Origin of the sequence: Streptomyces sp. NPDC091281 (assembly GCF_044757425.1) — a bacterium.
In the GTDB taxonomy this organism is placed as follows: domain Bacteria; phylum Actinomycetota; class Actinomycetes; order Streptomycetales; family Streptomycetaceae; genus Streptomyces.
Map to the genome: position 1 here is coordinate 604,444 of NZ_JBIVUY010000004.1, position 23,934 is coordinate 628,377.

General features: G+C 73.0%; 28 protein-coding genes. 7 read left to right on the top strand and 21 right to left on the bottom strand.

Features of this window, described 5'->3' with window-relative positions; genetic code table 11:
- Positions 1-40: 40 nt before the first annotated feature.
- The 3 genes from ACIQPQ_RS14305 to ACIQPQ_RS14315 form a co-directional block, all read right to left on the bottom strand.
- Positions 41-2,293 carry a phosphotransferase gene (locus ACIQPQ_RS14305; protein WP_401303462.1) on the bottom strand — a complete coding sequence of 751 codons (2,253 nt, stop codon included), beginning with the start codon at positions 2,291-2,293 and terminating at the stop codon, positions 41-43.
- Positions 2,294-2,600: 307 nt separating this feature from the next.
- Entirely contained in the window at positions 2,601-3,515 is a 915-nt protein-coding gene (locus ACIQPQ_RS14310) for an HAD family hydrolase (protein WP_401303464.1), read from the bottom strand.
- Entirely contained in the window at positions 3,464-4,372 is a 909-nt protein-coding gene (locus ACIQPQ_RS14315) for a winged helix-turn-helix domain-containing protein (RefSeq protein WP_383768969.1), read from the bottom strand. Before ACIQPQ_RS14315 ends, ACIQPQ_RS14310 begins: the two co-directional genes overlap by 52 nt.
- A 217-nt stretch (positions 4,373-4,589) precedes the next feature.
- Between ACIQPQ_RS14315 and ACIQPQ_RS14320 the strand changes: the two genes are divergently transcribed.
- Entirely contained in the window at positions 4,590-4,772 is a 183-nt protein-coding gene (locus ACIQPQ_RS14320; protein WP_383768966.1) for a hypothetical protein, read from the top strand.
- Here ACIQPQ_RS14320 and ACIQPQ_RS14325 read toward each other — a convergent pair.
- The 3 genes from ACIQPQ_RS14325 to ACIQPQ_RS14335 form a co-directional block, all read right to left on the bottom strand.
- Positions 4,762-5,682 (bottom strand): winged helix-turn-helix domain-containing protein, encoded by a 921-nt coding sequence (locus ACIQPQ_RS14325; protein WP_401303467.1) that lies wholly within the window; start codon positions 5,680-5,682, stop codon positions 4,762-4,764. The two genes, ACIQPQ_RS14320 and ACIQPQ_RS14325, sit on opposite strands and share 11 nt — an antisense overlap.
- A gap of 396 nt (positions 5,683-6,078) precedes the next feature.
- Positions 6,079-7,335 (bottom strand): GNAT family N-acetyltransferase, encoded by a 1,257-nt coding sequence (locus ACIQPQ_RS14330; protein ID WP_401303609.1) that lies wholly within the window; start codon positions 7,333-7,335, stop codon positions 6,079-6,081.
- Positions 7,336-7,561: 226 nt separating this feature from the next.
- A complete protein-coding gene (locus tag ACIQPQ_RS14335) occupies positions 7,562-8,143 on the bottom strand; it encodes an aerial mycelium formation protein (protein WP_383768959.1) in 582 nt (193 codons plus the stop codon).
- A 192-nt stretch (positions 8,144-8,335) separates the two neighbouring features.
- On the opposite strand from ACIQPQ_RS14335, the gene dtd reads away from it, so the two are divergent.
- The gene (gene dtd, locus ACIQPQ_RS14340; protein WP_401303469.1) at positions 8,336-8,761 is read left to right on the top strand and encodes a D-aminoacyl-tRNA deacylase; all 426 of its coding nucleotides are present in this window, start codon (positions 8,336-8,338) and stop codon (positions 8,759-8,761) included.
- 37 nt (positions 8,762-8,798) lie between these two features.
- Here dtd and ACIQPQ_RS14345 read toward each other — a convergent pair whose 3' ends face one another.
- The 6 genes from ACIQPQ_RS14345 to ACIQPQ_RS14370 all read right to left on the bottom strand — a co-directional run bounded on the left by ACIQPQ_RS14345 (position 8,799) and on the right by ACIQPQ_RS14370 (position 13,472).
- Complete coding sequence (locus tag ACIQPQ_RS14345) at positions 8,799-9,764, bottom strand: YgfZ/GcvT domain-containing protein (protein WP_401303471.1); 966 nt, start codon at positions 9,762-9,764, stop codon at positions 8,799-8,801.
- Between the two features lie 10 nt (positions 9,765-9,774).
- Entirely contained in the window at positions 9,775-10,227 is a 453-nt protein-coding gene (locus ACIQPQ_RS14350) for a Fur family transcriptional regulator (protein WP_401303473.1), read from the bottom strand.
- Between the two features lie 16 nt (positions 10,228-10,243).
- Positions 10,244-10,819, bottom strand: a complete 576-nt coding sequence (locus ACIQPQ_RS14355) for an FABP family protein (protein ID WP_383768948.1) — start codon at positions 10,817-10,819, stop codon at positions 10,244-10,246.
- A gap of 267 nt (positions 10,820-11,086) precedes the next feature.
- On the bottom strand, positions 11,087-11,917 hold the full coding sequence (locus ACIQPQ_RS14360; RefSeq protein WP_401303475.1) for a hypothetical protein: 831 nt from the start codon (positions 11,915-11,917) through the stop codon (positions 11,087-11,089).
- The gene (locus tag ACIQPQ_RS14365) at positions 11,914-12,699 is read right to left on the bottom strand and encodes a hypothetical protein (RefSeq protein ID WP_383768943.1); all 786 of its coding nucleotides are present in this window, start codon (positions 12,697-12,699) and stop codon (positions 11,914-11,916) included. Before ACIQPQ_RS14365 ends, ACIQPQ_RS14360 begins: the two co-directional genes overlap by 4 nt.
- Positions 12,696-13,472, bottom strand: coding sequence for a hypothetical protein (locus ACIQPQ_RS14370; RefSeq protein WP_401303477.1), 777 nt, complete (start codon positions 13,470-13,472; stop codon positions 12,696-12,698). The genes ACIQPQ_RS14365 and ACIQPQ_RS14370 overlap by 4 nt, the downstream gene beginning before the upstream one ends.
- A gap of 106 nt (positions 13,473-13,578) precedes the next feature.
- On the opposite strand from ACIQPQ_RS14370, the gene ACIQPQ_RS14375 reads away from it, so the two are divergent.
- On the top strand, positions 13,579-13,941 hold the full coding sequence (locus ACIQPQ_RS14375) for a DsrE family protein (protein WP_383768939.1): 363 nt from the start codon (positions 13,579-13,581) through the stop codon (positions 13,939-13,941).
- A gap of 16 nt (positions 13,942-13,957) precedes the next feature.
- Here ACIQPQ_RS14375 and ACIQPQ_RS14380 read toward each other — a convergent pair whose 3' ends face one another.
- The 9 genes from ACIQPQ_RS14380 to ACIQPQ_RS14420 all read right to left on the bottom strand — a co-directional run bounded on the left by ACIQPQ_RS14380 (position 13,958) and on the right by ACIQPQ_RS14420 (position 20,071).
- A complete protein-coding gene (locus tag ACIQPQ_RS14380; RefSeq protein ID WP_383768937.1) occupies positions 13,958-14,344 on the bottom strand; it encodes a VOC family protein in 387 nt (128 codons plus the stop codon).
- A 10-nt stretch (positions 14,345-14,354) separates the two neighbouring features.
- Positions 14,355-14,615 (bottom strand): DUF3099 domain-containing protein, encoded by a 261-nt coding sequence (locus ACIQPQ_RS14385; RefSeq protein ID WP_383768934.1) that lies wholly within the window; start codon positions 14,613-14,615, stop codon positions 14,355-14,357.
- A 103-nt stretch (positions 14,616-14,718) separates the two neighbouring features.
- Positions 14,719-15,006, bottom strand: coding sequence for a DUF1416 domain-containing protein (locus tag ACIQPQ_RS14390; protein WP_004986406.1), 288 nt, complete (start codon positions 15,004-15,006; stop codon positions 14,719-14,721).
- A gap of 145 nt (positions 15,007-15,151) precedes the next feature.
- Positions 15,152-15,997: a sulfurtransferase gene (locus ACIQPQ_RS14395; RefSeq protein ID WP_401303480.1), complete on the bottom strand. Its 846-nt coding sequence runs from the start codon at positions 15,995-15,997 to the stop codon at positions 15,152-15,154.
- 149 nt (positions 15,998-16,146) lie between these two features.
- Complete coding sequence (locus ACIQPQ_RS14400; protein ID WP_359001348.1) at positions 16,147-16,227, bottom strand: Ms5788A family Cys-rich leader peptide; 81 nt, start codon at positions 16,225-16,227, stop codon at positions 16,147-16,149.
- A 274-nt stretch (positions 16,228-16,501) separates the two neighbouring features.
- Entirely contained in the window at positions 16,502-17,239 is a 738-nt protein-coding gene (locus tag ACIQPQ_RS14405) for a DUF2993 domain-containing protein (protein ID WP_401303482.1), read from the bottom strand.
- Positions 17,240-17,384: 145 nt separating this feature from the next.
- Positions 17,385-18,815 carry a hypothetical protein gene (locus ACIQPQ_RS14410; RefSeq protein ID WP_401303484.1) on the bottom strand — a complete coding sequence of 477 codons (1,431 nt, stop codon included), beginning with the start codon at positions 18,813-18,815 and terminating at the stop codon, positions 17,385-17,387.
- A 2-nt stretch (positions 18,816-18,817) separates the two neighbouring features.
- Complete coding sequence (locus tag ACIQPQ_RS14415; RefSeq protein ID WP_401303486.1) at positions 18,818-19,072, bottom strand: MoaD/ThiS family protein; 255 nt, start codon at positions 19,070-19,072, stop codon at positions 18,818-18,820.
- Positions 19,073-19,207: 135 nt separating this feature from the next.
- Entirely contained in the window at positions 19,208-20,071 is an 864-nt protein-coding gene (locus tag ACIQPQ_RS14420; protein WP_401303488.1) for an alpha/beta hydrolase, read from the bottom strand.
- Between the two features lie 185 nt (positions 20,072-20,256).
- Between ACIQPQ_RS14420 and ACIQPQ_RS14425 the strand changes: the two genes are divergently transcribed.
- From ACIQPQ_RS14425 to ACIQPQ_RS14440, 4 genes are all read left to right on the top strand, one after another.
- Positions 20,257-21,087 carry a winged-helix domain-containing protein gene (locus ACIQPQ_RS14425; RefSeq protein WP_401303490.1) on the top strand — a complete coding sequence of 277 codons (831 nt, stop codon included), beginning with the start codon at positions 20,257-20,259 and terminating at the stop codon, positions 21,085-21,087.
- Between the two features lie 85 nt (positions 21,088-21,172).
- Positions 21,173-22,198, top strand: coding sequence for a LacI family DNA-binding transcriptional regulator (locus ACIQPQ_RS14430; protein WP_383768913.1), 1,026 nt, complete (start codon positions 21,173-21,175; stop codon positions 22,196-22,198).
- A gap of 217 nt (positions 22,199-22,415) precedes the next feature.
- Positions 22,416-23,573: a S1C family serine protease gene (locus ACIQPQ_RS14435; protein ID WP_401303491.1), complete on the top strand. Its 1,158-nt coding sequence runs from the start codon at positions 22,416-22,418 to the stop codon at positions 23,571-23,573.
- A gap of 61 nt (positions 23,574-23,634) precedes the next feature.
- The gene (locus ACIQPQ_RS14440; protein WP_401303493.1) at positions 23,635-23,910 is read left to right on the top strand and encodes a hypothetical protein; all 276 of its coding nucleotides are present in this window, start codon (positions 23,635-23,637) and stop codon (positions 23,908-23,910) included.
- Positions 23,911-23,934 lie beyond the last annotated feature (24 nt).

Here is a 23,934-nt window from a genome sequence, read left to right on the forward strand (position 1 = left end):
GGTGGAAAGGGCATCGCGGTCCAGGATGCACCGCCCCCGCCTACACCAGTGCCCGTCCCAGGTAGGGGTTGGCCGTCGCCGGGAGGGGCAGGCCCAGGGCCGCCGTCGCCGCGTGGAGGGTGTCGGCGTAGGAGCTGACGGCCCGGCTGACGTTGGGGACGTCGAGGCTGGCGCGGGTGACGAGGCGGTCGAGGTCGATGTAGGCGGAGCGGACGAGTTCGATGCGGCGGTAGACCGTCCAGTCGCGGCGCCAGTTCCGGGTGTGGTCGGGGGACAGCCGCCGTTCCCAGCGCCGGAACATGCGCTCCTTGATCTCCGGGCGGGTCGGGGTGAGGTGGAGGTGGCGGACGAGGTCGTAGAGGGGGTCGCCGACCAGGGCCATCTCCCAGTCGATGATGGTGACGCCGAGGGCGTCGTCGCGGCAGACCAGGTTCCAGGGGTTGAGGTCGCCGTGCAGGAGGACGGGCAGGCGGTGGCCGACCCGGTCACGGGCGAGGAGCTGCCGGAGCCGGTGGTGGTCGGGGAGACCGAGGGTGCGGGCGAGACGGAGCGATTCGGGCGGCAGGTCCCGTACCAGGGTGACGAGTTGGCCGGTCAGCCACTGGTGGAAGTCGCCCGCCCCGGCCGCCGGGTCGATTCCCGTGAAGTCGACGGCGGTCAGCGCGCCGAGCTGGTCGACGAGGCCGTCCGCCTCGTACGGGCGCAGGCCGTTGACGGGGTGGCGGGGCGGCAGGCCGTCGCGGGGTCCGACGTACGTGTGGATGGCGAACCGGTTCTTCGGGTAGCTCTCGCCGAGCGCGAGGACCCTCGGGGCGGCGACCTCGGCGCCGGAGTCCTGGATGGCGCGCAGCACGGTGTGCTCGCTGAGGTGGCTGGGCTCGCGCCGGGAGACGCCGGGGAGCTTGCGCCGCAGGACGACCGGGGTGGGGCGGTCGGCGACCCGGACGACCGTGTTGAGGTGGGCGGTGCCCTTGAAGACCTGGTCGGCGCGGGCGGCGCCCTCGGCGCGCAGGGCCTCGCGGACGGCGGCGTCGGGGAAGGCGGCGCACGCGGGCAGGCGCGGGTCGGGCGTCCAGTCCAGGGCTCGGGCCGAGCGGTGGTGCCCCGAGGAGGCGACCGCGTCGGAGGCACCGATCGGGTCGGAGGCACCGGCCGCGTCGGAAGTACCGGTCGGGCCGGAGGTACCGGCCGGGCGAGAGGCGCGGGTCGGGTCGGAGGCGCGGGCCGGGTCGGGGGTGCCGGTCGGGTCCGTGTCGCCGCGCGAGGCGAGCCAGCGGAACAGGGCGCCCTCGATCTCCCCGGTCTCCGGGACGCTCCGCAGCCGCAGCGGCCCGGCCGCCGCCGTCAGGGCGCGGCGCACCTCGGCGGTCGCCTCGTCCAGGTTGCTCTGGGTGAACGGGCCCCGCAGCGACTGCGCGGCCCGCATGACGTCGGGGTACACGGACTGGGCCCGCTCGAAGTCGAGGTAGTGGCGCAGGTCCCTGGGGAGTCCCGCGACGGCGGCGGGCCGGACGCGGAGCATGGCCTCGGCCCACGCGTCGACGACCTCGTCCCGCTGCTGCGGCGGATAGTGCATGCGCACCAGGTGGGTCGCGAGATCGTGGAGGGGGTCGCCGTAGGTGGCGAGTTCCCAGTCCACGCAGATCAGCGGCGGCTCCCCGTCGAAGGAGACGATCACGTTGTCCCGGTGGAGGTCCGCGTGGAGCAGGCTGTAGGGGCGGCGGGTCAGCGCGGGGACCCGGTCGGCGAAGTCGAGGAGGGCCCGGTCGGGAAGACCGAGCGCCTTGAACAGCCCACCGAAGACAGTCCAGTTGGGCCGGCGGATCTGTTCGTCCGCGCACCGGGCGAGGGTGCGCAGGAAGCCCTGGCTGTCGGTGTGGTGGGCGGGCCATCCGACGGGCAGCGGGGGCAGCCAGGAGCGGCGTACCGCCGTCATCCGGGCGAGCAGGTCGGTGAGCGCCTTCATCACCAGGGTGTCGACCGGCTTGCCGTTGCCGCAGATCGTGGAGAGCGGGACGCCCTCCACATAGCTGTGGACGGCGAACCCGTCGCCCTTCAGGAGGCATTCGGGCGCGTGCGGCAGGGCCCGGCGGACACCGGCCAGGATCGCCGCCTCGTCGTACCAGGTCCTGATGACCACCGGCAGGACGTCCGTACGCGGCAGCCGCACCGTCACCTCGGTGCCGACCGGGCGGCCGACCAGGGGCGCCGTCTCCGCGGTGAGCGGGACGACGTAGTTGCGGTTGTGGTGGCCACGGTGGGCGGTCGCGGACCCGGTGTCGCGCAGGAACACCTCCGGGGAGGCCGCCCGGGGACGGATGTGGCCGGCTCGGCCCCCGGGCGGTCGCCGGGGGGCAAGGGGTTCGAGCACGGGCCGCTCCGGATCGTGACGCTCACGGGGATGGGTACGGCAATCGTGGAGTGCCGTAGGCCGCGCCGCACGACCAGGATGACCGGTGGAGTGAGCACGTGGGTGGGGATCACTCGTCCGTGTCTGGCCGTTCGAATGCGGGATGTTCGCCGTCTCATACGGAGGAGACAAGGCGTTTGTTCGCGCGCGGTGCGGGGGATACTAGCGCACCCTCATGTCGGCGGTACGGCTACGAGGTTGCGGGGCGAGCCGCGTCCAGGACCTGTTTGAGGGAGTGCACGACCGCCGTCGCGCCCGCGTCACGGAGGTGTTTCTCCTTGCGCTCGTTGCGGGCGTAGCCGAGGAAGGGCACCCCGGCCTCGCGGGCGGCGAGCAGGTCGGAGGGGGTGTCGCCGATCATCAGGGCGTCCCCGGGCGCCGAACCCATCGCGCGCAGGGCCCGGTTGAGGCAGTGCGGGTCGGGTTTGAGGAGGTGCAGGTCGCGTGTACGGCCGTAGACGTGCGGGGCGAAGCAGGCCGTGAGGCCGCGGCCCGCCAGGTACTTGGCCACCACCCGGGGCGAGTTGTTGGTGGTGACGGCCAGCCGGAGGCCGAGCGCGGTCCAGGTGCGGATCAGGGGGTCGGCCCAGGCGGTCGGCATCGCGCTGTCCGCGGCGCGGAGTTCCTCCTGGGTGAGGCGTTCCTCCAGTTCGGCCAGGAGGTCGCTGCCGGGGTGCCTGCGGCCCACGGCGCGCAGGACGAGATGGGGGTCGGGCGAGTCCCGTTCGGGCGCCGTCAGCAGGCCGTGCAGGCCCCGTCCGGCGAGCCATTCGACGAGCCGGTCGGCGACCCGTTCCGCGGTGTGTCCGGCGAAGAGGCGGCAGACCGGCCCGTCGAAGTCCCACAGGACCACCCGGGCGCGGGATATGAGGTCCCGCAGGTCCGCCGCCGCTCCGGCCGGGTCCGGTGCCTGGGTGGCGTCCGGTGTCCGCGTACCGTCCGGTGCCTGTGTGTCGTCCGGCGCCTCCGCGCGCTGCCTCGCCTCCGTGCGATCCGCCGCCTCGGTCCCGGTGTGGGGGGTCACCTTCGCTGTCTGCTGCGCATCAGAAGTCACTAGGAGAGTGTCAGGTCCGTCGTGATGGTTTCCCAGAGGGCGTCGAACCACTTCTGGGATTCCTCCACGAACGCGGCGTCCCGCTGGCCCGCGGACTTCTCGAAGGAGAAGAGCAGCGACTCGGTGCCGAGCACGTCGTACATGTCGAGCGTGCCGTCGTCCGTGGACTCCGCGCGGCGGGTGACCGTGTAGTACGCCATCAGGGCCTCCTCGCCGTTGAGGAGGTAGAGCTTGATCGGCGGGGTGAAGGGCAGCGCGCGGAAGGTGACGTGGACATCGACGCCGTGCGAGCGCAGGGTGAGCAGGTTGTGCCGCAGCACATGGCCCTGGGCGTTGCGCATCGCCAGCCAGCGGCTGTGCACGGGGTCCTCCTCCTCGCCCGCCCCGCCGGTGCCCGGCTCGTCGCCCCGGCCGTCGACCTGGACGGGGAAGGCGAGGTTGATGTCGCGGGACGGCAGCATGATGCGGACATCGATGCGCTGCGGGCGGATGCTGCCGCCGTGGATCAGGCGGAGCGGTTCGCCCAGGGCGGGGATGAGGCTCTCGGCGGTGAGGCACGCCGCGTCGATGCGGATGTGGTCGGCGCGGAAGGCCTCGGTGAGCCGGGGCGCCAGGGCGACCATGGTGGGCTGTGGTTCGTCGCGTGCCGGGGCCTGTTCGGCGATGCGCGGCGGGCTGCCCTTGCTGACGTGGGTGAGGAGACCGTCGTCCTGGAGGGAGCGCAGGGCCTGGCGGACGGCGCCGCGCTCCACGCCGAACTCGTCGGCGAGTTCGGCCTGGGTGGGGAGGCGGTCGCCCGCTCTCAGCTCACCTGCGCGGATGCGGTCGCGGAGCACGTCGGCGATCTCCTGGGGCGAGAGCCTTCTGTCGCCGTTCACAGCCACCACGTTCTCCTTGGTCACGACCAAACGCTACAACTGCCGCCCATCTGACGGAAGTTGCCCGGAAGTTGTTTAGGAGTTGCCACCAAGTGGGGACAACGAAGTTAAAGTTGGCAACCAACTTACCCAAGATGAGCGAAGTTGGCGGAGGTTTTGACTTCCCTTCCTCGCACCCGCGCACCCGCGCCCCGCTCCCCCGCAACTCCGCAACTCCGCAACTCCGCCTCCGGAGGGAGGAACCACGATGCCCGCCCTCGCACTCCTCTCCATCGCCCTGGAGCAGACGGTCCAGTGGAAGTACGGCACCGCCGGGACCGTCGGCCTGCTCCTGCTCACCGTCGGCATCAAAGCCCGGCGTCCGGGCCTCAGTTCGGCGGGCGCGGTCATCCTCGCCCTGCTGGTCACCGGACCGGCGGTCAGTTCGTGAGCACCAGCTCCGAGCTGATCGTCCCCCACAGCGCGTCGAACCAGCGCAGCGACTGCTCCACGAACGCGGTGTCCCGCGGTCCGGCCCCCTGCTCGAAGGCGAACAGCACCGACCGGGTGCCCTCGGCGTCGTACAGCTCGAACTGCTCCTGGTCGACCTGCTGTTCGCGCCGTTTGACGGTGTAGTAGGCGAACAGCGCCTCGGTCCCGTTGAGGAGGTAGAGCTTCACGGGCGGGGTGAAGGGCAGCGCGCGGAAGCTGACCCGTACGTCGATGCCGTGGGTCGAGCGCAGCGCGAGCAGGTTGTGCCGCAGCACCTGCCCCTGGGCGTTGCGGTGGGTCAGCCAGTGCCGTTGCAGGGTCCGGCCCGCCGCGCCGCCGTCGACCGGCGCCGGGAACGCGAGGTCGATGTCCCGGGACGGCAGCAGCACCCGTACGTCGATCTTGGCCGGTTTCAGCTCCCCGGCGTGGATGCGCCGCAGCGGTTCGCCGATGGCGAGGGTGAGCGAGACGGCGGTCAGGCACAGCGCGTCGATCGCGACGTGCCGGGCGGCGAAGGCGTCCGCGATGCGCGGGGTCAGCGCCGCCATCGTGGGCTGCGGGGCCGATCCGGGGCCGGCCCGGAAGCCGCCCGCGGGGAGATCCGGGGCGACCGTCGCCGGGGCGCCCTTGGAGACGTTGGTGAGCAGCCGCTCCTCCCGCAGCATGCGCAGCGCCTGGCGCACGGTGCCGCGCTCCACGCCGAACTCGTCGGCCAGCCGGGCCTGGGTGGGCATGCGCTGGCCCGGCCGCAGCACGCCGGACCTGATCCGGGTGCGCAGCTCGTCGGCCACGTCACGGGGAGACGGCTGCGGTCGCGGTGACCGTTCCGCGCTCTGCCGCCCCTTGACGGAGGCATGTTCCGGCTCCACGAACGCACAGTACAACTTCTCGCCATCTTGCGGCAGTTCACGGAGAGATGGTTATAGGACGCTTCCAAGCGGACATAAGAACAGTGAAGTTGGCTGCCAACTTCCACAACATGGTCAAAAAGACGGATGGTTGGCCAGCCGGGTTCTCATCCGGAGGGGAGCCGGGAGCCCGAAGGCCGGCACGACGCACAGCCACAACCGAAGAGCCTCACCGCGCACAGCCACAACCGAACAGACGGCGGAACGACGCCGTCACCCCCGCACAGTCACAACTGAACAGCCCCACCGCACAGCCACAACTGAACAAGCACGACGGCACCTTCACCACCGCACAGCCACAACTGAACAGTCACCGCGTACCACCGGCGCTCCGGACGGCTCGGCAGAGGGGAGCGATCAGAAGATGTCCGGGCACCAGGGGCGCCGGGACGTACGCAGCAGGGCGTCGGCCTCACGGGCGGCGCCCGCTCGCTGTTCCGCCAGCCGTCCGAGCGCCGCCAGCCGCACCGCCGACCGGTCGCCCAGCCACAGCGGGGCCAGATCGGCCACGTCGAGCGCGAGATCGGCGTCCCGCGTGGTCGGCGCGCAGGACGCCCCGTCGGGACCGGCCTCCAGCAGATAGCGCCCGCCCGCGTACCCGTCCCGGTCGGCCACCTCCAGCACCAGCGCCCCGGACCCCTCGTACGTCCGCGCCTCCAGAGCCCGTACGACGTCCAGGAACCGCACCCACAGCCAGTCGGCCTGCGTCGTGACGCGGGCCGCGCGCGGGTCGGGGAGCAGGTCGGGCAGGAGGTCGTCGGGGCCGCGCGTGCCCGACTTCACCCGCGTCACCCAGTCGACGGAGCAGAGGTAGTGCCACAGGGCGCGCTCGGCGGCCGGGGTGACGGCGAGCAGCCAGTCCACGGTGGCCGTGGTCGCGGGCTGCTTGGAGTCCTCCCACCGGTCGTCCGCGCGGTAGGCGACCAGGCCCCGCACCTCGCCGTCCGCCGCGCGGTACACCGCGTAGAAGGGCTCGGTCCACTCGCCGTGCAGGGGGAGCAGGCCGGTCTCCACGTCCCACCAGTGGTCGGGGCGGCTGACCGCGCCCGGCTGACCGCGGCGCAGCCGGTCGTGCAGGTCGGGGCCGATCACCCGGACCTCCTCGGGCCGCACCAGGTCCACCCGCCCGCCGTCCGCCGGGACCGGGAGCCGGTCGTCCAGGCCGGAGCGGGCCACGTCGACGGTCCACTCGGTGAGCGAGGTCGCCGGGCCGAAGCCGTAGCGGCCGTAGATGCGGTACTCGGCGGCGATGAGGGTCGCCACGACGTCGCCGCGCTCCTTCGCGGCGTCGAGGTCGGCGCGCATCAGCCGGGTGAGGAGACCCCGGCGGCGGTGCGTGGGGAGGGTCGCGACGTTGGAGATCGCGTCGGCGGGGACGGTCGCGCCGCCCACCACGGTCAGCTCCTGCGGGAAGGACCGGAAGCAGGCGACACAGCGGCCGTCGTCGAAGGCGCCGTAGGTGCGGGAGCCCGCGAGGACGCTGCGGCGGGCGGCGATCTGGTCGTCCGGGGCGGTCGGGGTGCGCAGGAAGCCGGTCCGCAGGGTGCGGAACCAGTCCGGGACGTCGGCGTCCGTGACCGCGCGGAGCGCTATCCCGGGGCGGGAGCCCGCGATGGGCCGGGCGGCGGGGGCGTCGGTGACGGCGGAGGCGTCAGGGACGGCAGAGGCTTCGGGGGCGGCGGAGGCTTCGGGGGCGGCGGAGGCTTCGGGGGCGGCGTCGGCGTGGCGGGTCATGGCGCCACGGTAGGCCGGACGGGCGACGGGGCGCCGGGAAATTTCCGCCGCAGCGCGCCCCGCTGCTCCCCCGCCCCGTCCCGCGCCCGCCCCCGGCGGGAGCCCGCTACACCAGCAGGTCGTCCACCTGGGCCTCGCCCTCCCGGTACCGGCGGGTGATCTCGGCGCTGCACCCGTCGGCCGTGTGCTGGAGGTGCTGGCGGCGGCCGGAGACCTGGTGCTCGTAGCGGACCAGGCGGGCCATGGCCGCGTCGAGTTCGGGGTCGGTGCGGGCGCCGAGGTCGGACAGTTCGACCTCGCCGAGCATCTCGGCGGCCAGCAGCCGGTACTCCTCGCTGTGCGGGGTGCCCAGCGTGACGTGCCGGGCGGAGGAGCGGTGCCGGGCCGGGCCGTCGGTGAGGATCTCCGGCAGCCGGTCCACGACGGACGCCGCCCCGGCCGGGGAACGCCGGGCCCGCTCCGCGCGCAGGATGTCGATCCGGCCCTGGAGCAGCCGCCGTACGTAGCTGAGGTCGGCCTCGTCGCGCTGGGCGTCGCGGCGCAGGGTGCGCAGCTCGGGCAGGCTCAGCCGGGCCAGGTCGGGCGCGGGCGGGGCCGTCGGCAGCAGGGCGCGCGGCGGCGGGCTGTCGGCGCGCTGCGCGGGCGGCCGGCCGAGCGCGTCCAGCTGCCCCGTACTCGGTGTGCTCATGTGCTCTACCGTCCCCTCGCCCCGCGTGTGGGAAGCATCGTGCCACCCCAAGTGGCCACAAGGTGACCGAGTGCCCCCGAACGGCCCAGACATGGGCCAAAGGATCAAAAGGACGAGCAAGCGGACGGACCCGTGGGCGGGCAAGTGGCGGCCCGCGCGGGAGGGTTGCCGGGGCACGGCATGATGGGGCGCATGCGAGCGGTGGTGCAGAGGGTGGACGGCGCGAGCGTCGTCGTGGACGGCGAGACGGTGGGCGCGATCGAGGGCGAGGGCCTGTGCGTCCTGGTCGGCGTCACCCACGAGGACACGAAGGAGAAGGCGGCGCAGCTCGCCCGCAAGCTGTGGTCGATCCGCATGCTGTCCGACGAGCGCTCGTGCAGCGACGTCGACGCGCCCCTCATGGTCGTCAGCCAGTTCACGCTCTACGGCGACGCCCGCAAGGGCCGCCGCCCCACCTGGAACGCGGCGGCCCCCGGCGAGGTCGCCGAGCCGCTGGTGGACGAGGTCGTGGCACAGCTGCGGGCGCTCGGGGCGACGGTGGCGACGGGCCGGTTCGGCGCGCAGATGCGGGTCGCGCTGACGAACGACGGCCCGTTCACCGTCCTGATCGAGATGTGAGCCCCGAGCCGCGGGTCCCCGGGGTGAACCGCCGGGGTCAGGGCTCGACGACGACCTCCTGCGCCGCCGCCGTGGTCCCGGCCAGCAGGGGCGCGTCCAGCGGCACGTTCCGCTTGACGAGGGCGAGGGCGACCGGGCCCAGCTCGTGGTGGCGTACGGACGTGGTGATGAAGCCGATCGCGCGGCCGTCGGGGCCGTCGTCGGCGCGGCGCAGCTCCGTACCGGCGACCGGGAGGTGGACCTCGCTGCCGTCGAGGTGCAGGAAGACCAGGCGGCGGGGCGGCTTGCCCAGGTTCTGCACGCGCGCGACGGTCTCCTGGCCGCGGTAGCAGCCCTTCTGGAGGTGGACGGCGCTGCCGATCAGGCCCAGCTCGTGCGGGATGGTGCGGTGGTCGGTCTCGAAGCCGAGCCGGGGCCGGTGCCGCTCGACGCGCAGCGCCTCGTACGCCAGGATGCCGGCCGCCGGTCCCGCCGCCGCGGCGAACTTCTCCAGGCCGGCGCGGGGCAGGAACAGGTCGCGCCCGTACGCCGTCTCGCGGACCACGGCGTCCTCGGGGACCTCGGCGATCGACCCGGCGGGCAGGTGCACGAGGGCGGTGTCGGCGGTGCGGTCGGTGACCTCGACCCGGTAGAAGAACTTCATCGACTCCAGGTAGGCGATCAGCGCCTCCTGGCTCCCCGGTTCGACGTGGGCCCAGACGGTCGTGCCGTCGTCGACCAGGGAGAGCGCGTGCTCGATGTGGCCGTTGGCGGAGAGGACCAGCGCCTCGGTGGCCTGCCCGGCGGGCAGGTCGCTGACGTGCTGGGTGAGCAGCAGGTGCAGCCAGCTCAGCCGGTCGTCGCCGGAGACGGTGATCACACCGCGGTGCGAGAGGTCCACGAAGCCGGTGCCGTCGGCGAGGGCACGCTGCTCGCGGAACAGGTCGCCGTAGTGCGCGGCGACGTCTTCGTCCACGCCCTCGGCGGGCACGGCGCCGGGCAGGGACAGCAGAGGGCTCTTCATGGAGGCAAGCCTACGACCCGGCGGGCGCACCCTCGTCGGGCGAACCCGTGCGCGCGCACCGCTCGCAGCGGCCGAAGATCGCGAAGTGCTTCATGTCGGTCTCGAAGCCGAACGTGTCCCGCAGCTTCGCCGTGAACTCGGCGGCCACCTGCACGTCCGCCTCGATGACGTCGGAGCAGTCCCGGCACACCAGGTGGAGGTGGTGGTGCCGGTCGGCGAGGTGGTAGGTCGGCGCGCCGTGCCCGAGGTGGGCGTGGCTGACCAGGCCCAGTTCCTCCAGCAGCTCCAGGGTCCGGTAGACCGTGGAGATGTTGACCCCCGACGCCGTCCTGCGCACTTGCACGAGGATGTCGTCGGGGGTCGCGTGTTCCAGGGTGTCCACGGCTTCGAGAACAAGCTGACGCTGCGGCGTCAGCCGGTAGCCGCGCTGCCTGAGGTCGCTCTTCCAGTCGGTGCTCACCACACCCCCGAGTCTAGGACTACTTGAAGAAGGCGATCCCGTCGTCGGGCAGGTCGTCCGGCAGGGCCTTCGCCCAGCGCTCGACCTCCTCCGGGGTGACGACCTTCTTCAGGTGCGCCGACAGGTAGGGGCGCAGCTCGACCTCGGGGGTCTGCTTCTCGCCGACCCACATGAGGTCGCTCTTCACATAGCCGTAGAGCCGCTTGCCACCGGTGTACGGGCCGGAGGCGGCGGTGCGCGCGACCGCGTCGGTGACCAGGTCGATCTGCGGCTTCTTGGCGGCCAGCTCGCCGTACCAGATCTCGACGACGCCGTCGTCGCGGACCATGGTCACCTCGACCTTGCGGTCGGCGTCGATGCGCCAGAAGCCGGACTCGGTCTCCAGCGGGCGGACCTTCTCACCGTCCTGGTCGAGGACCCAGGTACGCGAGTGGTACTCCAGGAACGGCCGGCCGTCGTGGCCGAAGGTGACCTCCTGCCCGAAGTTGCACTTCTCGGAGCCGGGGAAGTCGTGCACGCCCGCGCCCGCCCAGGTGCCGAGCAGGAAGGCGAGCGGGAGGAGGTCCTTGTGGAGGTCGGACGGGATCTCGATCATGAGTGGCGGTTCCTGGACGTCGGAGTCAGCGCTGGCCCTGGTACAGCTTCTTCACGGTCAGTCCGGCGAAGGCGAGCACGCCGACGCAGACCAGGACCAGCAGGGCTTCGAAGAAGATCTCCACGGGGTGCTCCTCGGATGAGCGTGGTTTCCAAGTACGGATACGACAGGGCCGGGCCCCAGCTTACGCGGCCGGGACCCGGCCCTCCTGACGAGGTGCACCCGCACGGAACCCGCACGGGGCCCTCGCGTGGCCCCTCGCGGGGGTCAGCCCAGCAGCTGGCTCTGGAGCGTCACCGTCTGCTGGAACGGCACCGCCGCCGCGCTCCCCTTCCGGCTCTGGAATACCACCGCGTACACGTCCCCGGCGGCGATGTGCGCGAAGCGGTCCTGTTCGGCGCCGTAGGGCTTCGCCTCGACGTACGGGGAGGTCGTGATGCCCGCCAGTGCCGCGCGCGGGGGGAAGTGCTCGTCGTAGACCGCGCCGGCGGCGCCGCGCACCTCGTGCGTGGGAGAGGTGAACGGTACGGCGTCGGTGGCCTGGAGGAACTCCGACACCGTGCCGGTGGCGAACTGGAGCAGGTAGATCCGGGTCCGGGTGCCGTCCGGGGTGGTCCAGCCGCGGGCCGCGACGTGCCGCAGGGCGTGGTTGCGCAGTTCGGCGCGGAGGGTGTCGCGGTGGTAGCCCCCGGTGTACTCGGCGAGGTACTTCTCCGTGTCCAGCCAGCCGTCGGAGCCGTTCAGCGCCTTGTCCTCGACCGCTCCGGCGGGGGCGGGCAGCAGCAGGGCGCGCAGGTCGGCGTGGTGGCTGCCCGCCGTGTTCGACTCGGCGAACGGCGCCGGACTGCCCGACGGCAGGGGCGGCCGGACGAGCACGGGGTAGTCCCAGCGCCCGTCGGACTCCGTCGCCAGCCCCGGTACGTCGGTCCGCTCCATGCCGGTCACGCCGTACGCGGTGGCGGTGCCGACGGCCGCGAACACGGCGACGGCGGCGGTCCAGCGGAGCACGGCACGCAGCAGGGGGCGGCCGGGAGCGCGCGCGGGGGCGGGCCCGGTGTCCTCGGCCTGCCGCGGGCCGGTCGGCTGCTGGTCGGTCATACCGCCTCCCCGGGCGCGACACGGTCGAGCTGGGCCCGTACGAACCCGGCGACCGCCTCGGTGTCGATCGGGTGCGGGGCGCGCGCCGTGGTGCTGACGAAGACGTCGGCGGCGTACGCGGTGCAGAACAGGGTGTCGAGGTCGTCGTCCGTGGCGCCCTCCGACAGGAAGCACCGGGCGCCTCGGTGGCCCTCGATCACGGGCCCCCTGCGCACGAAGCCGTCGGCGGCGTCCATGAAGTCGGCCTGTGTCGTGACCAGGTCGCGGACCGCGGCCCGGTCCTCCATGCGGGTCAGGACGACGTTCACGGCGAAGACGTCGTCCTTGCTGTAGACGTCGGGCTCCTGGCTGTAGTAGCTGCGCATGGCCGTGCCGCGGATCTTCAGCTTGTCGATCCGCTTCTCCAGTTCCCGCCGCTGCGCACGCGGGAGATCACGGAACGGCCGCTTCTCGACGGCCGTGGACCTCGCCCCGTCGAGCTGGACGTCGGCGCCGAACTCCTCGATGTCCGGGCCCCGCGTCCAGCCGCCGCCCGCGCCGTACGGAAGCAGCAGACCGGCCAGTCCCTCCTGGGCGGCGGACTTCTCCCCGCCGCCGCTCCGGGGGAAGGTCCAGGTCGGCGCACCGGGGTCGCGGTCCGCGCCGCGCACGGTGACCACCGTGGTGGTGACCAGGGCGAGGACGGCGAGCGCGAGCAGCGTCGCGCCCGCCACGGAGGCGGCCCGTCCGCGGCGGCCCGAGCGGGGCGCGGCGGGCGGCGGTGTGTTCCTGTGCTCGCTCACAGCCGCTCCATCTGCCGGGTCGCCAGGTCGAGGATCGTCTTCTTGCCGACCGGGCGGAGACTGCGGACCAGGACGATCATCGCGATGTCACCCCGCCACGCGTACGCGTCCGCGACGTACGGCGCCCCCGGCCGGGTGTTCTTCGTGCTGTACGCCATGCCGCCGTCGGTCCCGGGAATCTTCCAGGCCCCCGCGTTCTCCTGCCGCTCGAAGAAGTCCTGGTCCTCACGGGTGTAGCGGGAGGCCTGCAATGCCTTCTCCTGCCGGAACTGGAGCAGCCTGATCTCCACGGTGAGCCGACCCCCCTCGTCCGTCTCCCAGCCGGTGGTGGCGCCACGGCGGAACTCGTCGACGGTCAGGTCGGGAAAGACGCGTGCGGGGTGCTCGAAGAACTCGGCGTAGTCGGCGAGGTCGAGCATCCCGTCGGAGGTCAGCCAGTCGGGGCGCTTCGCCCCTCGCGGCTTCTTCAGCAGCAGGGTGCGCAGGTCGCCGTCCGTCCTCACCTTCTTGTCGGTCGTCGCCGACAAGGGCTGGGGTGGCTTGCCGCGGGACTGTTCCACCGTGGGCTGCGACAGGGGCGGCAGCGCGGTGGGCTCGCGGTCGGCCTGGACGAGGTAGCCGGTGCAGGTGCCGGCGAGGACGCCGAGCGCCGCCGCGGCGGCGATCAGCAGCGTCGTACGGCCGCGCGGGCGGGCCCGCACCGGGGTCGCCGCCTCGCCCGGCGATGGGTCCTTGTCCTGCGGTCCCGGCGTCTCGGCCCCGGGCTCTTCCACTGCGCCCCCAAAAAAAGAACATGGAGCGCGCCGTCCACGCGGCACGCTCCACAGGAGACTCATGATCGACACCGGCAGTTGTAGGCGCGGTGATTACGATTCGGGCATGGCGAAGAAGCTCGTGATCAAGGTGACGGCGGGGGCGGACGCCCCGGAGCGGTGCTCGCAGGCGTTCACGGTGGCGGCGGTGGCCGTGGCGAGCGGGGTGGACGTCTCGCTGTGGCTGACCGGGGAGTCCGCCTGGTTCGCGCTGCCGGGCCGGGCCGCGGAGTTCGAGCTGCCGCACGCGGCCCCGCTGCCCGACCTGCTGGACGCGATCCTGGCGGGCGGCCGGGTCACCCTGTGCACCCAGTGCGCGGCCCGCCGGGACATCACCGAGGCGGACGTCCTGGCGGGCGTGCGGATCGCGGGGGCACAGGTGTTCGTGCAGGAGGCGCTGGGGGACGGGACGCAGGCGCTCGTCTACTGAGCCCCGTACGACGGAGTCAGGGGGTGGCCTCCACCCAGAGGCAGAAGGGGTGGCCCGACGGGTCGAGGAGGACGCGGACGTCGTCCTGGGGCTGGTACTCGGCGATACGGGCGCCCTCGGCGACCGCGCGGGCCGTCTCGGCGTCGAGGTCGTCGACCTCGATGTCGAGGTGGAGCATCATCTGCTGGTCACCGGAGCGGCGGGTCGGCCAGACGGGTTCGGTGTAGGCGCCCTCGGTCTCGAAGGCGAGGGCGGTGCCCGGTTGGCCGGGCGGGGGTCCGATGAGGACCCAGTCGGGTTCGTCGGCGCGCACCTCGTAGCCGAGCAGACGGACGTAGAACCCGGCCAGCTCGTGCGCGTCGTGCGCGTCGAGCACCACGGTGGAGAGTCTCGCGGAGGACATGCCCCCCTTCCTACTGGTGCCGCTTCTTCCCGTCCAGCTCGTCCCACCACTCGTCGGACTTGGGATCACCGGAGGGGTCGTCCCACCAACGGTCGTCGGGGCCACGCCGGTTGGCGACCATCGCGGCGAACGGGGGGATGACCATGGCCACCACGCACATCCCGACGGCCACCGGGACCGACCAGAGACGTACGACGGCCCAGGCCAGGACGAACAGCGCCACGCAGGCGCCCATCATGGCGAAGTACACGTGCCTACGGCGGGCGTACATACCTCCAGCGTAGGTCCGGACGCGCCGCGGGGCCGCACCCCGGGCATCCAACCCGTGGGGTGCGGCCCCGACGTCTTCCGGTGCCCCGCGGACGGGGTCCGGCTCAGACCGCGATCGCGACCTCCGCGAGACCGCCCTGCTGGGCGACGACCGTGCGGTCGGCGGTGCCGCCGGGGACCAGCGCGCGGACGGTCCAGGTGCCCTCGGCCGCGTAGAAGCGGAACTGTCCGGTGGCGGAGGTGGGGACCTCCGCGGTGAACTCGCCGGTCGAGTCCAGGAGACGGACGTAGCCCGTCACCGGCTCGCCGTCGCGGGTCACCTGGCCCTGGATGGTGGTCTCACCGGGCTTGATCGTCGAGGCGTCCGGGCCGCCGGCCTTCGCTCCGCACATGTCTTTCTCCGTAAGGTCCGTAAGGGGGATCTGACCGGAAGGCCGGTCGGGGGTGATCGGGTGATCGGGTCGGTCGCTGCCGGGCCCGCGGCGCACCGCGGGCCCGGAGGGTGGAGCGGGAGGGGTCTGCCGGGTGGGCGGGTCCCTACTTGGCGGCGCCCAGCTCGATCGGGACGCCGACGAGGGAGCCGTACTCGGTCCAGGAGCCGTCGTAGTTCTTGACGTTCTCCACGCCCAGCAGCTCGTGCAGCACGAACCAGGTCAGGGCCGAGCGCTCACCGATGCGGCAGTAGGCGATCGTGTCCTTGGCCAGGTCGACCTGCTCGTCGGCGTAGAGGGCCGTCAGTTCCTCGTCCGACTTGAAGGTGCCGTCGTCGTTGGCGTTCTTCGACCACGGGATGTTGCGGGCGCTCGGCACGTGGCCGGGGCGCTGCGACTGCTCCTGCGGCAGGTGGGCCGGGGCGAGCAGCTTGCCGGAGAACTCGTCGGGCGAGCGGACGTCGACGAGGTTCTGCGCGCCGATCGCGGCGACGACGTCGTCACGGAAGGCACGGATCGAGGTGTCCTGCGGCTTGGCCTGGTAGGAGGTGGCCGGGCGGGCGGGGACCTCGTCGCCGGGGACCAGCTCGCGGGCGTCCAGCTCCCACTTCTTGCGGCCGCCGTCGAGGAGCTTCACGTTCTCGTGGCCGTACAGCTTGAAGTACCAGTAGGCGTAGGACGCGAACCAGTTGTTGTTGCCGCCGTACAGGATGACCAGGGTGTCGTTGCCGATGCCCTTCGCCGACAGGAGCTTCTCGAAGCCCTCCTGGTCGATGAAGTCGCGGCGGACCGGGTCCTGGAGGTCCTTGGTCCAGTCGATCCGGATCGCGTTGCGGATGTGGTTCTTCTCGTAGGCCGACGTGTCCTCGTCCACCTCGACGACGGCGATGTTCTCGTCGTCCAGGTGGTCCTGAAGCCAGTCGGCGCCGACCAGGACGTCGTTGCGGCTCATGCTTGTTCTCCTCCGGGGCAGTTACGGCGGGGTGTGCGAAGCGTGCAAGAGAGAGGTTCGCGCGCGACCGGGTGTCACCGGCGGCCGACGCACGGGAGCCCTCGGTAAAGGGCACGGGAGGGGCGGGAGGGCCGGGGGCCGCTTCCGCGTCAGACAGGTCGACAGAGCATGGCGGCGACGCGGCACAGGTCTACTGCCCGCCGCTTCGTGAGATCCGCCTGTCGCTGCATGGTGTCGATCGTAGGGACGGACAGGCGGACGTGTCACCGCCGTGTCGCATGATGAGACGCGATCGTCCGGATGGTGGAACGAGAAGAGCGTCCGGGCCGTTCCCGCACGGCCTCGGACGCTCTGCTGTGGTGATGCTTCTGCGGTACGGACGGAGGCGTCTCGCCTGTCGGACACCAGCCGTCCAGGACGCTCCCCGTACGCCGCCCTGGACGCCGACCTGTACGGCGACCCGTGCGCCGACCTGGACCGTCCGGGGCTCCCGCCCGGCCGTTCCTACCCGGCCAGGCGGACCGACGAACCCTTCACGCTGATCCGGACGCCGTCCGGGGCCGCCTCGACCTTGTCCAGCTTGATCCCGCCCGGCAGGTCCTCGATCCGCTGCTCGAAGTCGGTGATCGTGCGGACCTCGTCCTCGGGGGCGCGCAGCCCGCGGAAGGTGGGCAGCGTGTCGGCCCGCACCCGCACCTTGTCGCCCTCGACGGTCACGGTGCTCAGCACGGACAGCGGCTCGGGCAGCTTGGTGCCGAGGACGGTCGCCTCGACCGTCACCTTGATCTTGCCGTCGCCGCCGTCGGAGAGGCCCACGACCTTCGCGGTCACGCCGGGCATGACGTCGGCGGGCTCGCCCTGGGCCGTCTTCAGCAGCTCCGCGTAGGAGATGTCCGCGCTGCCGGTGGCGGTGGCGGCGGTGGCCGAGCTGTAGTCGCCGGAGAAGGCGACGCCCTTCATGTTCGCCTTGAGGTCGTCGATCCGGATCTTCTGGCCGTCGGTGCCGGTGGCCGCCTCGTACCCGGAGATGCCGACCTCGACGTCGTCCAGCTCGCCGCCGACGACCTGGGTGAGGAAGGGGAAGCCCTTGATGGACACGTCCGGCGTGGTCGCCAGGTTCTCCGAGGTGCGCAGCTTGTCGGCGACCTCGTCCTCGGCGAAGTTGAGGGCGAGCCGGTCCGCGATCGCGAACAGCGCGCCGAGCACCACGACGACGATCAGCAGTATTCGAAGCGCACGCATGCGGTTGATCCCCCACCCGGGTGGTCCGACGGTCAGTGAGCGTTCACGGTAACCCTCGGACGCCGGAGGTCAGCGAACTGTCGACCAGCTGTGACACACCCGGCCCGCCCGGTCACCCGACCCGTCGGGTGACCGGGCCGCGCGCTCAGACCAGCGCCCGGCCCAGCACGTGGACGACGGGCGCCGCCGCGGCGAGGGGCAGGGCCACACCCGCGGTGAAGTGGACGAAGCGGGACGGGTAGTCGTAGCTCGCCACCCGGTGGCCGATCAGGGCGCAGGCCGCCGCGCCCGCGCCGAGCGCCGCGCCCCCGGCGCCCACGCCGGTCATCCCGCCGACCGCGATGCCCGCGCCCGCCGCGGCGAGCAGGGCGACGACCACGGAGGCGGGCGTCGGCAGCGGCAGCGCGCGGGCCAGGACGGCGACCGCGACGGCGGCGGCGCCCACGGTCACCGCATCCGGGTCGGCGCCGAGGTAGCCGGTGGCCAGGATCGCCAGGGCCGCCGAGGTGACGGTCGCCATCAGGCCGTACATGCGCTCGTCGGGGTCGGCGTGCGAGCGGAGCTGGAGGACGAGGCAGAGCAGGACCCAGACGCCGAGGGTGCCGAGGATCGCGGCGGGGGCGTGCTCGCGGCCCGCGACGAGGAGGGCCGCGTCGGAGACCAGCGCGCCGAGGAAGGCCAGCGCGATGCCCTGCCGGGCGGGCCACATGCCGTTCAGCCGGAACCAGCCCGCCGCGGTGACGGCCTGGAGCGCGACGAGCGGCACGAGCAGCGCGTACGTGCCGACGGCCGCCGAGCCGGACAGCAGCAGGCCGAGCAGCGCGGTGAGCGCGGCGGGCTGCATGCCGGGCTCGATGACCGGCGAGCGCCCTTCGAGGCGGGCCCGCTGGGCGTCGGTGACACGGGCGTTCCCGGCGAGGGTGGCGGGGCCGTACCCGGCGGAGGGGTCGGCGGGGGCGGGCTCGGGGGCCGGGGCCGGGGCCAGCGCGGGTGCCGGGGCCGCGGCAGGGGGCGGGGTCGGGGTGGGGGCCGGGGGGACGCCCTGGCCGTAGCTCTGGGCGCCGTAGCCCTGATCCTGGCCGCCATAGCCCTGGTCCTGGCCGCCGTAGCTCTGGGCGCCGTAGCCCTGCTGCTGACCGCCGTAGGGCTGGTCCTGACCGCCGTAGCTCTGATCGCCGTAGGACCGGCCGCCGTAGCTCTCGGGGGCGTGACCGTACGACTGCGGGTGCGCTTGCGGCTGCTGGGGCGGGTACGGCTGCTGCTGCTGTTGCTGCTGCCAGTCCTGGTGGGCGGCGGTGGGCCGGGCCGGGTGGACTGGGGTCTCGCCGGTCTGCGGGGGCAGGTAGGCGGTCTCCGCCGCGTCCACGGCCGTCACCGGCTGGTGCAGGCCGGTCTCCCAGGTGGAGCCCTGCCACTGCTGGGTGTGCTGGAGAGGGTCCTGCGGGTCCTCGTACCCCGGCTGCGCGGGCTGCCGCTCGGGCCAGCCCTGCGGCTGCTGCCGCCGCTGCCGCGGGTCCTGCGGATACGGGTCGTAGCCCTGCTGCGGGTACGGGCCGTCGTACGGCTGGTCGGTCATCCTCATCCTCCTGCGAACGGCGGGAGGACCTCGACCGTCCCGCCGTCGGCCAGCCGTACCGTCTCATGCCCGCGGATGCCCACGGGGTCACCGTCGACCAGGAACGAGCATCGGCGCAGGACACGCGGGAGTTCCCCGGGGTGTCGCTCGCGCGCGGCCCGCAGGGCGTCGGCGAGGGTGGCCGCCTCGTGCGGCTCCTCGGCGACCCCGGCCGCGGCCTTGGCGGCCGCCCAGTAGCGCACCGTCACCTGTGCCATCTCGTCCCTCGGTCGGTGGTAGTCGGGGGTGGTCGGTCGTCGTGTGCCGTCGTCTGTTCTTCCGGCGTCGTTCGTCGTTCGCCGTGCTTCGTCGTGCGTCGTTCTCGGTCCGTCGTGCGTCGTTCCCGGATCAGGCTAGCCCGCCCGTGCGACGGCCCAGTCACCCATCCGGGCCAGCAGGCCCGCGTCGGCGGCGTGCTCGGCGTGGCCCATGCCCGGCTCCACCCAGAGTTCGCCGTGGTCACCGGCGGCCGCGGCCAGCATCCGGGGGTGGTCGAGGGGGAAGTAGCCGTCGCGGTCGCCGTGCACGATCAGCAGCGGCGTCGGCGCGATCGCCGGGACCGCCTCCACCGGGGAGAGCGGCACCGGGTCCCAGTCGCGGGAGTGGATACGGGTGCGGAAGCCGTAGCGGCCCACGAGGCGGCCCTCGGGGCGGGTGACCATCCAGTGCAGGCGGCGCATGGGCGCGGTGCCCCGGTAGTACCAGCGGGCGGGCGCGCTGACCGAGATCACCGCGTCGGCGGCGCCCGGGTGCAGGGCCGCGTGCCGCAGCACCACCGAGCCGCCCATCGAGAAGCCGACGGTCACCAGCCGGGTGTGGCCGAGGCCGCGCGCCCAGTCGACGGCGGCGGCCAGGTCGAGGACCTCGCGGTCGCCGACGGTGGAACGGCCCCCGGAGCGGCCGTGACCCCGGAAGGAGAAGGTGACGACGGCCCCGTGCCGGGCGAGCGCGGCGGCCACCCGGCGGATGTGCGGCCGGTCCACGTCACCCGTGAACCCGTGCGCGACGACGAACACCAGGTCACGGGAGGACGACCGGGAGACGTCATCCGTACGGCTGTTCACCGGGTCGTATACAACTGGTCCGGGATTGTATACGGAATCCACGGAAACCCCGTCGGACGTGGGCAGAAACGTCCGCAAAGGGGTGCCGATGCCCGTCTCAGGGTGCGGACGAACGGCGTATCCCGCCTCATGACCTGCCGGGCCGTTGCTCATGTGGGCTATTCTCCTCGGCAGAGGACTCGGGCAGTGAAGCCCCCGGGTCCTTTCGTGCTTTCGGAAGCGTTGTATACGACGCGGGCAACCGCGGGTGTACGGGCCCCGGGACGCGCAGGGCAGTGCCTGGGCACTGCCGCCGTGCCGCACAACGTCCTCGCAGGGACCGAGGAGGAACCAGACGTATGAGTTCGCTGCTGCTCCTGACCAACGCCCTCCAGCCGTCGACGGAGGTGCTCCCCGCGCTCGGCCTGCTGCTGCACAACGTGCGGGTCGCCCCGGCGGAGGGACCCGCCCTCGTCGACACCCCGGGTGCCGACGTCATCCTGATCGACGGCCGCCGTGACCTGCCGCAGGTCCGCAGCCTGTGCCAGCTGCTGCGCTCGACCGGGCCCGGCTGTCCGCTCGTCCTGGTCGTCACCGAGGGCGGGCTCGCCGCCGTCACCGCCGACTGGGGCATCGACGACGTACTGCTCGACACCGCCGGACCGGCGGAGGTCGAGGCACGGCTGCGGCTGGCCATGGGCCGCCAGCAGATCGTCAACGACGACTCCCCCATGGAGATCCGCAACGGCGACCTGTCGGTCGACGAGGCGACCTACTCCGCGAAGCTCAAGGGCCGGGTCCTCGACCTGACCTTCAAGGAGTTCGAGCTGCTGAAGTACCTGGCCCAGCACCCGGGCCGCGTCTTCACCCGCGCCCAGCTCCTCCAGGAGGTCTGGGGCTACGACTACTTCGGCGGCACCCGCACGGTCGACGTCCACGTACGGCGGCTGCGCGCCAAGCTCGGCCCCGAGCACGAGTCGCTGATCGGCACCGTCCGCAACGTCGGCTACCGCTTCGTGACCCCGGAGAAGCCGGAGCGCGGGGACCGCGAGCGGGCCGCCGAGGAGACCCGCGGCAAGGCCGACCGGGCCGGTGACCGGAGCCAGGACCGCACCGGCGGCGCGGCAAAGCAGGACGAGTCGGACAATGCGGTGAGCGTGGGCGCGGACGGGGTCACGGCGGAGGCATAGCCGCCGCTCAGGAGGGCGTCCCTCCCGCACAGGGAAGCCCTCCGACGCCCTGCCCGCGGCGGATCAATCCGCGTAGACTCCGCGCGTGGCCAAGGTAACCAGGGACGATGTGGCACGGCTGGCGGGCACGTCCACCGCCGTCGTCAGCTACGTCATCAACAACGGACCCCGGCCGGTCGCCCCGGCCACCCGCGAGCGCGTCCTCGCCGCCATCAAGGAGCTGGGGTACCGCCCGGACCGCGTCGCGCAGGCGATGGCGTCCCGGCGCACGGACCTCATAGGCCTGATCGTGCCCGACGCCCGCCAGCCCTTCTTCGGCGAGATGGCGCACGCGGTCGAACAGGCCGCCTCCGAGCGCGGCAAGATGGTCCTGGTCGGCAACTCCGACTACATCGGCGAGCGCGAGGTCCACTACCTGCGCGCCTTCCTCGGGATGCGGGTCTCCGGCCTGATCCTCGTCAGCCACGCCCTCAACGACAACGCCGCCGCCGAGATCGACGCGTGGGACGCCCGCGTCGTCCTGCTGCACGAGCGGCCCGAGGCCATCGACGACGTCGCCGTCGTCACCGACGACCTCGGCGGCGCCCAGCTCGCCGTCCGCCACCTGCTGGAGCACGGCTACGCCTACGTCGCCTGCCTCGGCGGCACCGCCGACACCCCGTCCGTCGGCGACCCCGTCTCCGACCACGTCGAGGGCTGGCGCCGGGCCATGGCCGAGGCGGGCGTCCCCACCGAGGGCCGCCTCTTCGAGGCCCCCTACAACCGCTACGACGCCTACAAGGTCGCCCTGGAACTGCTCGCGGGCCCTGACCGGCCGCCGGCCGTGTTCTGCTCCACCGACGACCAGGCGATCGGCCTGCTGCGGGCCGCGCGCGAACTCCGCATCGACGTGCCGGGCGAGCTGGGGGTGGCGGGCTTCGACGACATCAAGGAGGCCGCGCTCGCCGACCCGCCGCTGACCACGGTCGCCTCCGACCGCTCGGCGATGGCCCGCGAGGCCGTCGACCTGGTCCTCGACGACGGCCTGCGCGTGGCGGGCTCCCGCCGCGAACGCCACAAGGTCTTCCCGTCCCGCCTGGTCCCCCGGAGATCCTGCGGCTGCGGAGGGTGAGAGCGGGTACGCCTCCGGGGCGCGGGGTGGCTACGCCTCCGGGGTCCGGGGTGCCGGGGCGGCTTCGCCCGGCGGGGTCCGACCAGGCTCTATGAGACCTGGCTGAGAGGGCCGGCGCCGCCGCCGGGTGCGGCTTTATATCGGGCGTACGCGGTTCTGCCGGGCTTCTCAGGGAGCGCTCAGCAAGCTCTCATGGTCGCGCGGGAGGCTCAATGCCATGAGCGAGAGCATCCGCCGCAGCGGCGAGTACGAGAACCCCGAGAACCCGTACGAGAGCGGCACCGCGCAGCCCGCGCCCGCGCCGGTGAACCCGGAGTGGCCGCCCCCGCCGTCGTACGAGCCGATGGCCGGGCAGTCGACGGCCGGGCGGTCGACGGCCGAGCAGCCGATGGCCGGGCACCCGCAGCCCGAGGCGGCCTTCGCCGTCGGCGGGGCGGGCGGTGACGGCGGGACCGGCGGCGGGACCCCGCACGCCGCCCACGCGGCGGGCGGACGGCGCCGCCCCCGCGGCCCGGTCGCCCTGCTCGCCGCCGTGGCGATCGTCGCCGCGGCGATCGGCGGCGGCACCGCGTACGGCATCCAGGAGCTGACCGGCGGCAACCAGACCGTCGCCGCCGCCCCCACCTCCGTCGTCCCCGCCGCCAAGTCCGGCGACGTCGCCAGCATCGCGGCCGCCGTCAGCCCCAGCGTGGTCGAGATCAACGCCACCCTCGCGGGCGGCTCCTCCACCGGCTCCGGTGTGATCATCACCGGGGACGGCGAGATCCTCACCAACAACCACGTCATCGCGGGCGCCTCCTCGATCAAGGTGCGGACCAGCGACGGCAAGGAGTACACCGCCCAGGTCGTCGGCACCGACAGCGCGAAGGACCTGGCCCTGATCAAGCTGGACGGCGCCTCCGGCCTCAAGGCCGCCACCCTCGGCGACTCCAGCAACGTCAAGGTCGGCGACACCGTCGTGGCGATCGGCTCCCCCGAGGGCCTCACCGGCACCGTGACCAGCGGCATCGTCTCCGCCCTGGACCGGGACGTCACCGTCTCCACCGACGAGAGCCAGGGACAGCAGCAACAGCAGCAGGGCGGCGGCGGCTGGCCCTTCGAGTTCGGCGGCCAGCAGTTCAACGGCGACACCGGCTCCTCCACCACCACCTACAAGGCGATCCAGACCGACGCCTCCCTCAACCCCGGCAACTCCGGCGGCGCCCTGATCGACGCGAGCGGACACATCATCGGCATCAACTCGGCGATGTACTCCGCCGCGCAGGCCGCCTCGTCCTCCGACGCGGGCAGCGTCGGCCTCGGCTTCGCCATCCCCGTCAACACCGTCAAGGCCGACCTGCCGACCCTGCGCGCGGGCGGCGCCGACAGCAACTGACCCCGGACGACCGAGGCCCCCCTCGGCAGCCTCGCGGTATCCCACCCTCAGGGAGCACGACATGATCCAGCAGGAGATCCAGCAGGTCACCCACCGCCTCCCGGCGACCGGCACACCGGGCAGGCCCGGCCCGACCGGCCCCGGCGACGTCACCCTGGCCCTCGCCGTGGCGTCCGCGCTGCACGAGCCGGTGCGCCGTCCGGCCCTCCCCGCCGGTACCGTCGAGAACAGGGCACCGGAGGTGTCCGCCCCGCAGCTGATGGGCCTGCGCACCAGCGCCGCCCGCCCGCACCGACGCAAGGTGCCGCTGAACCGGCTCACTACGATGCGGGGCTGACGCGCTCCCGCGCCCGGCCCCCGC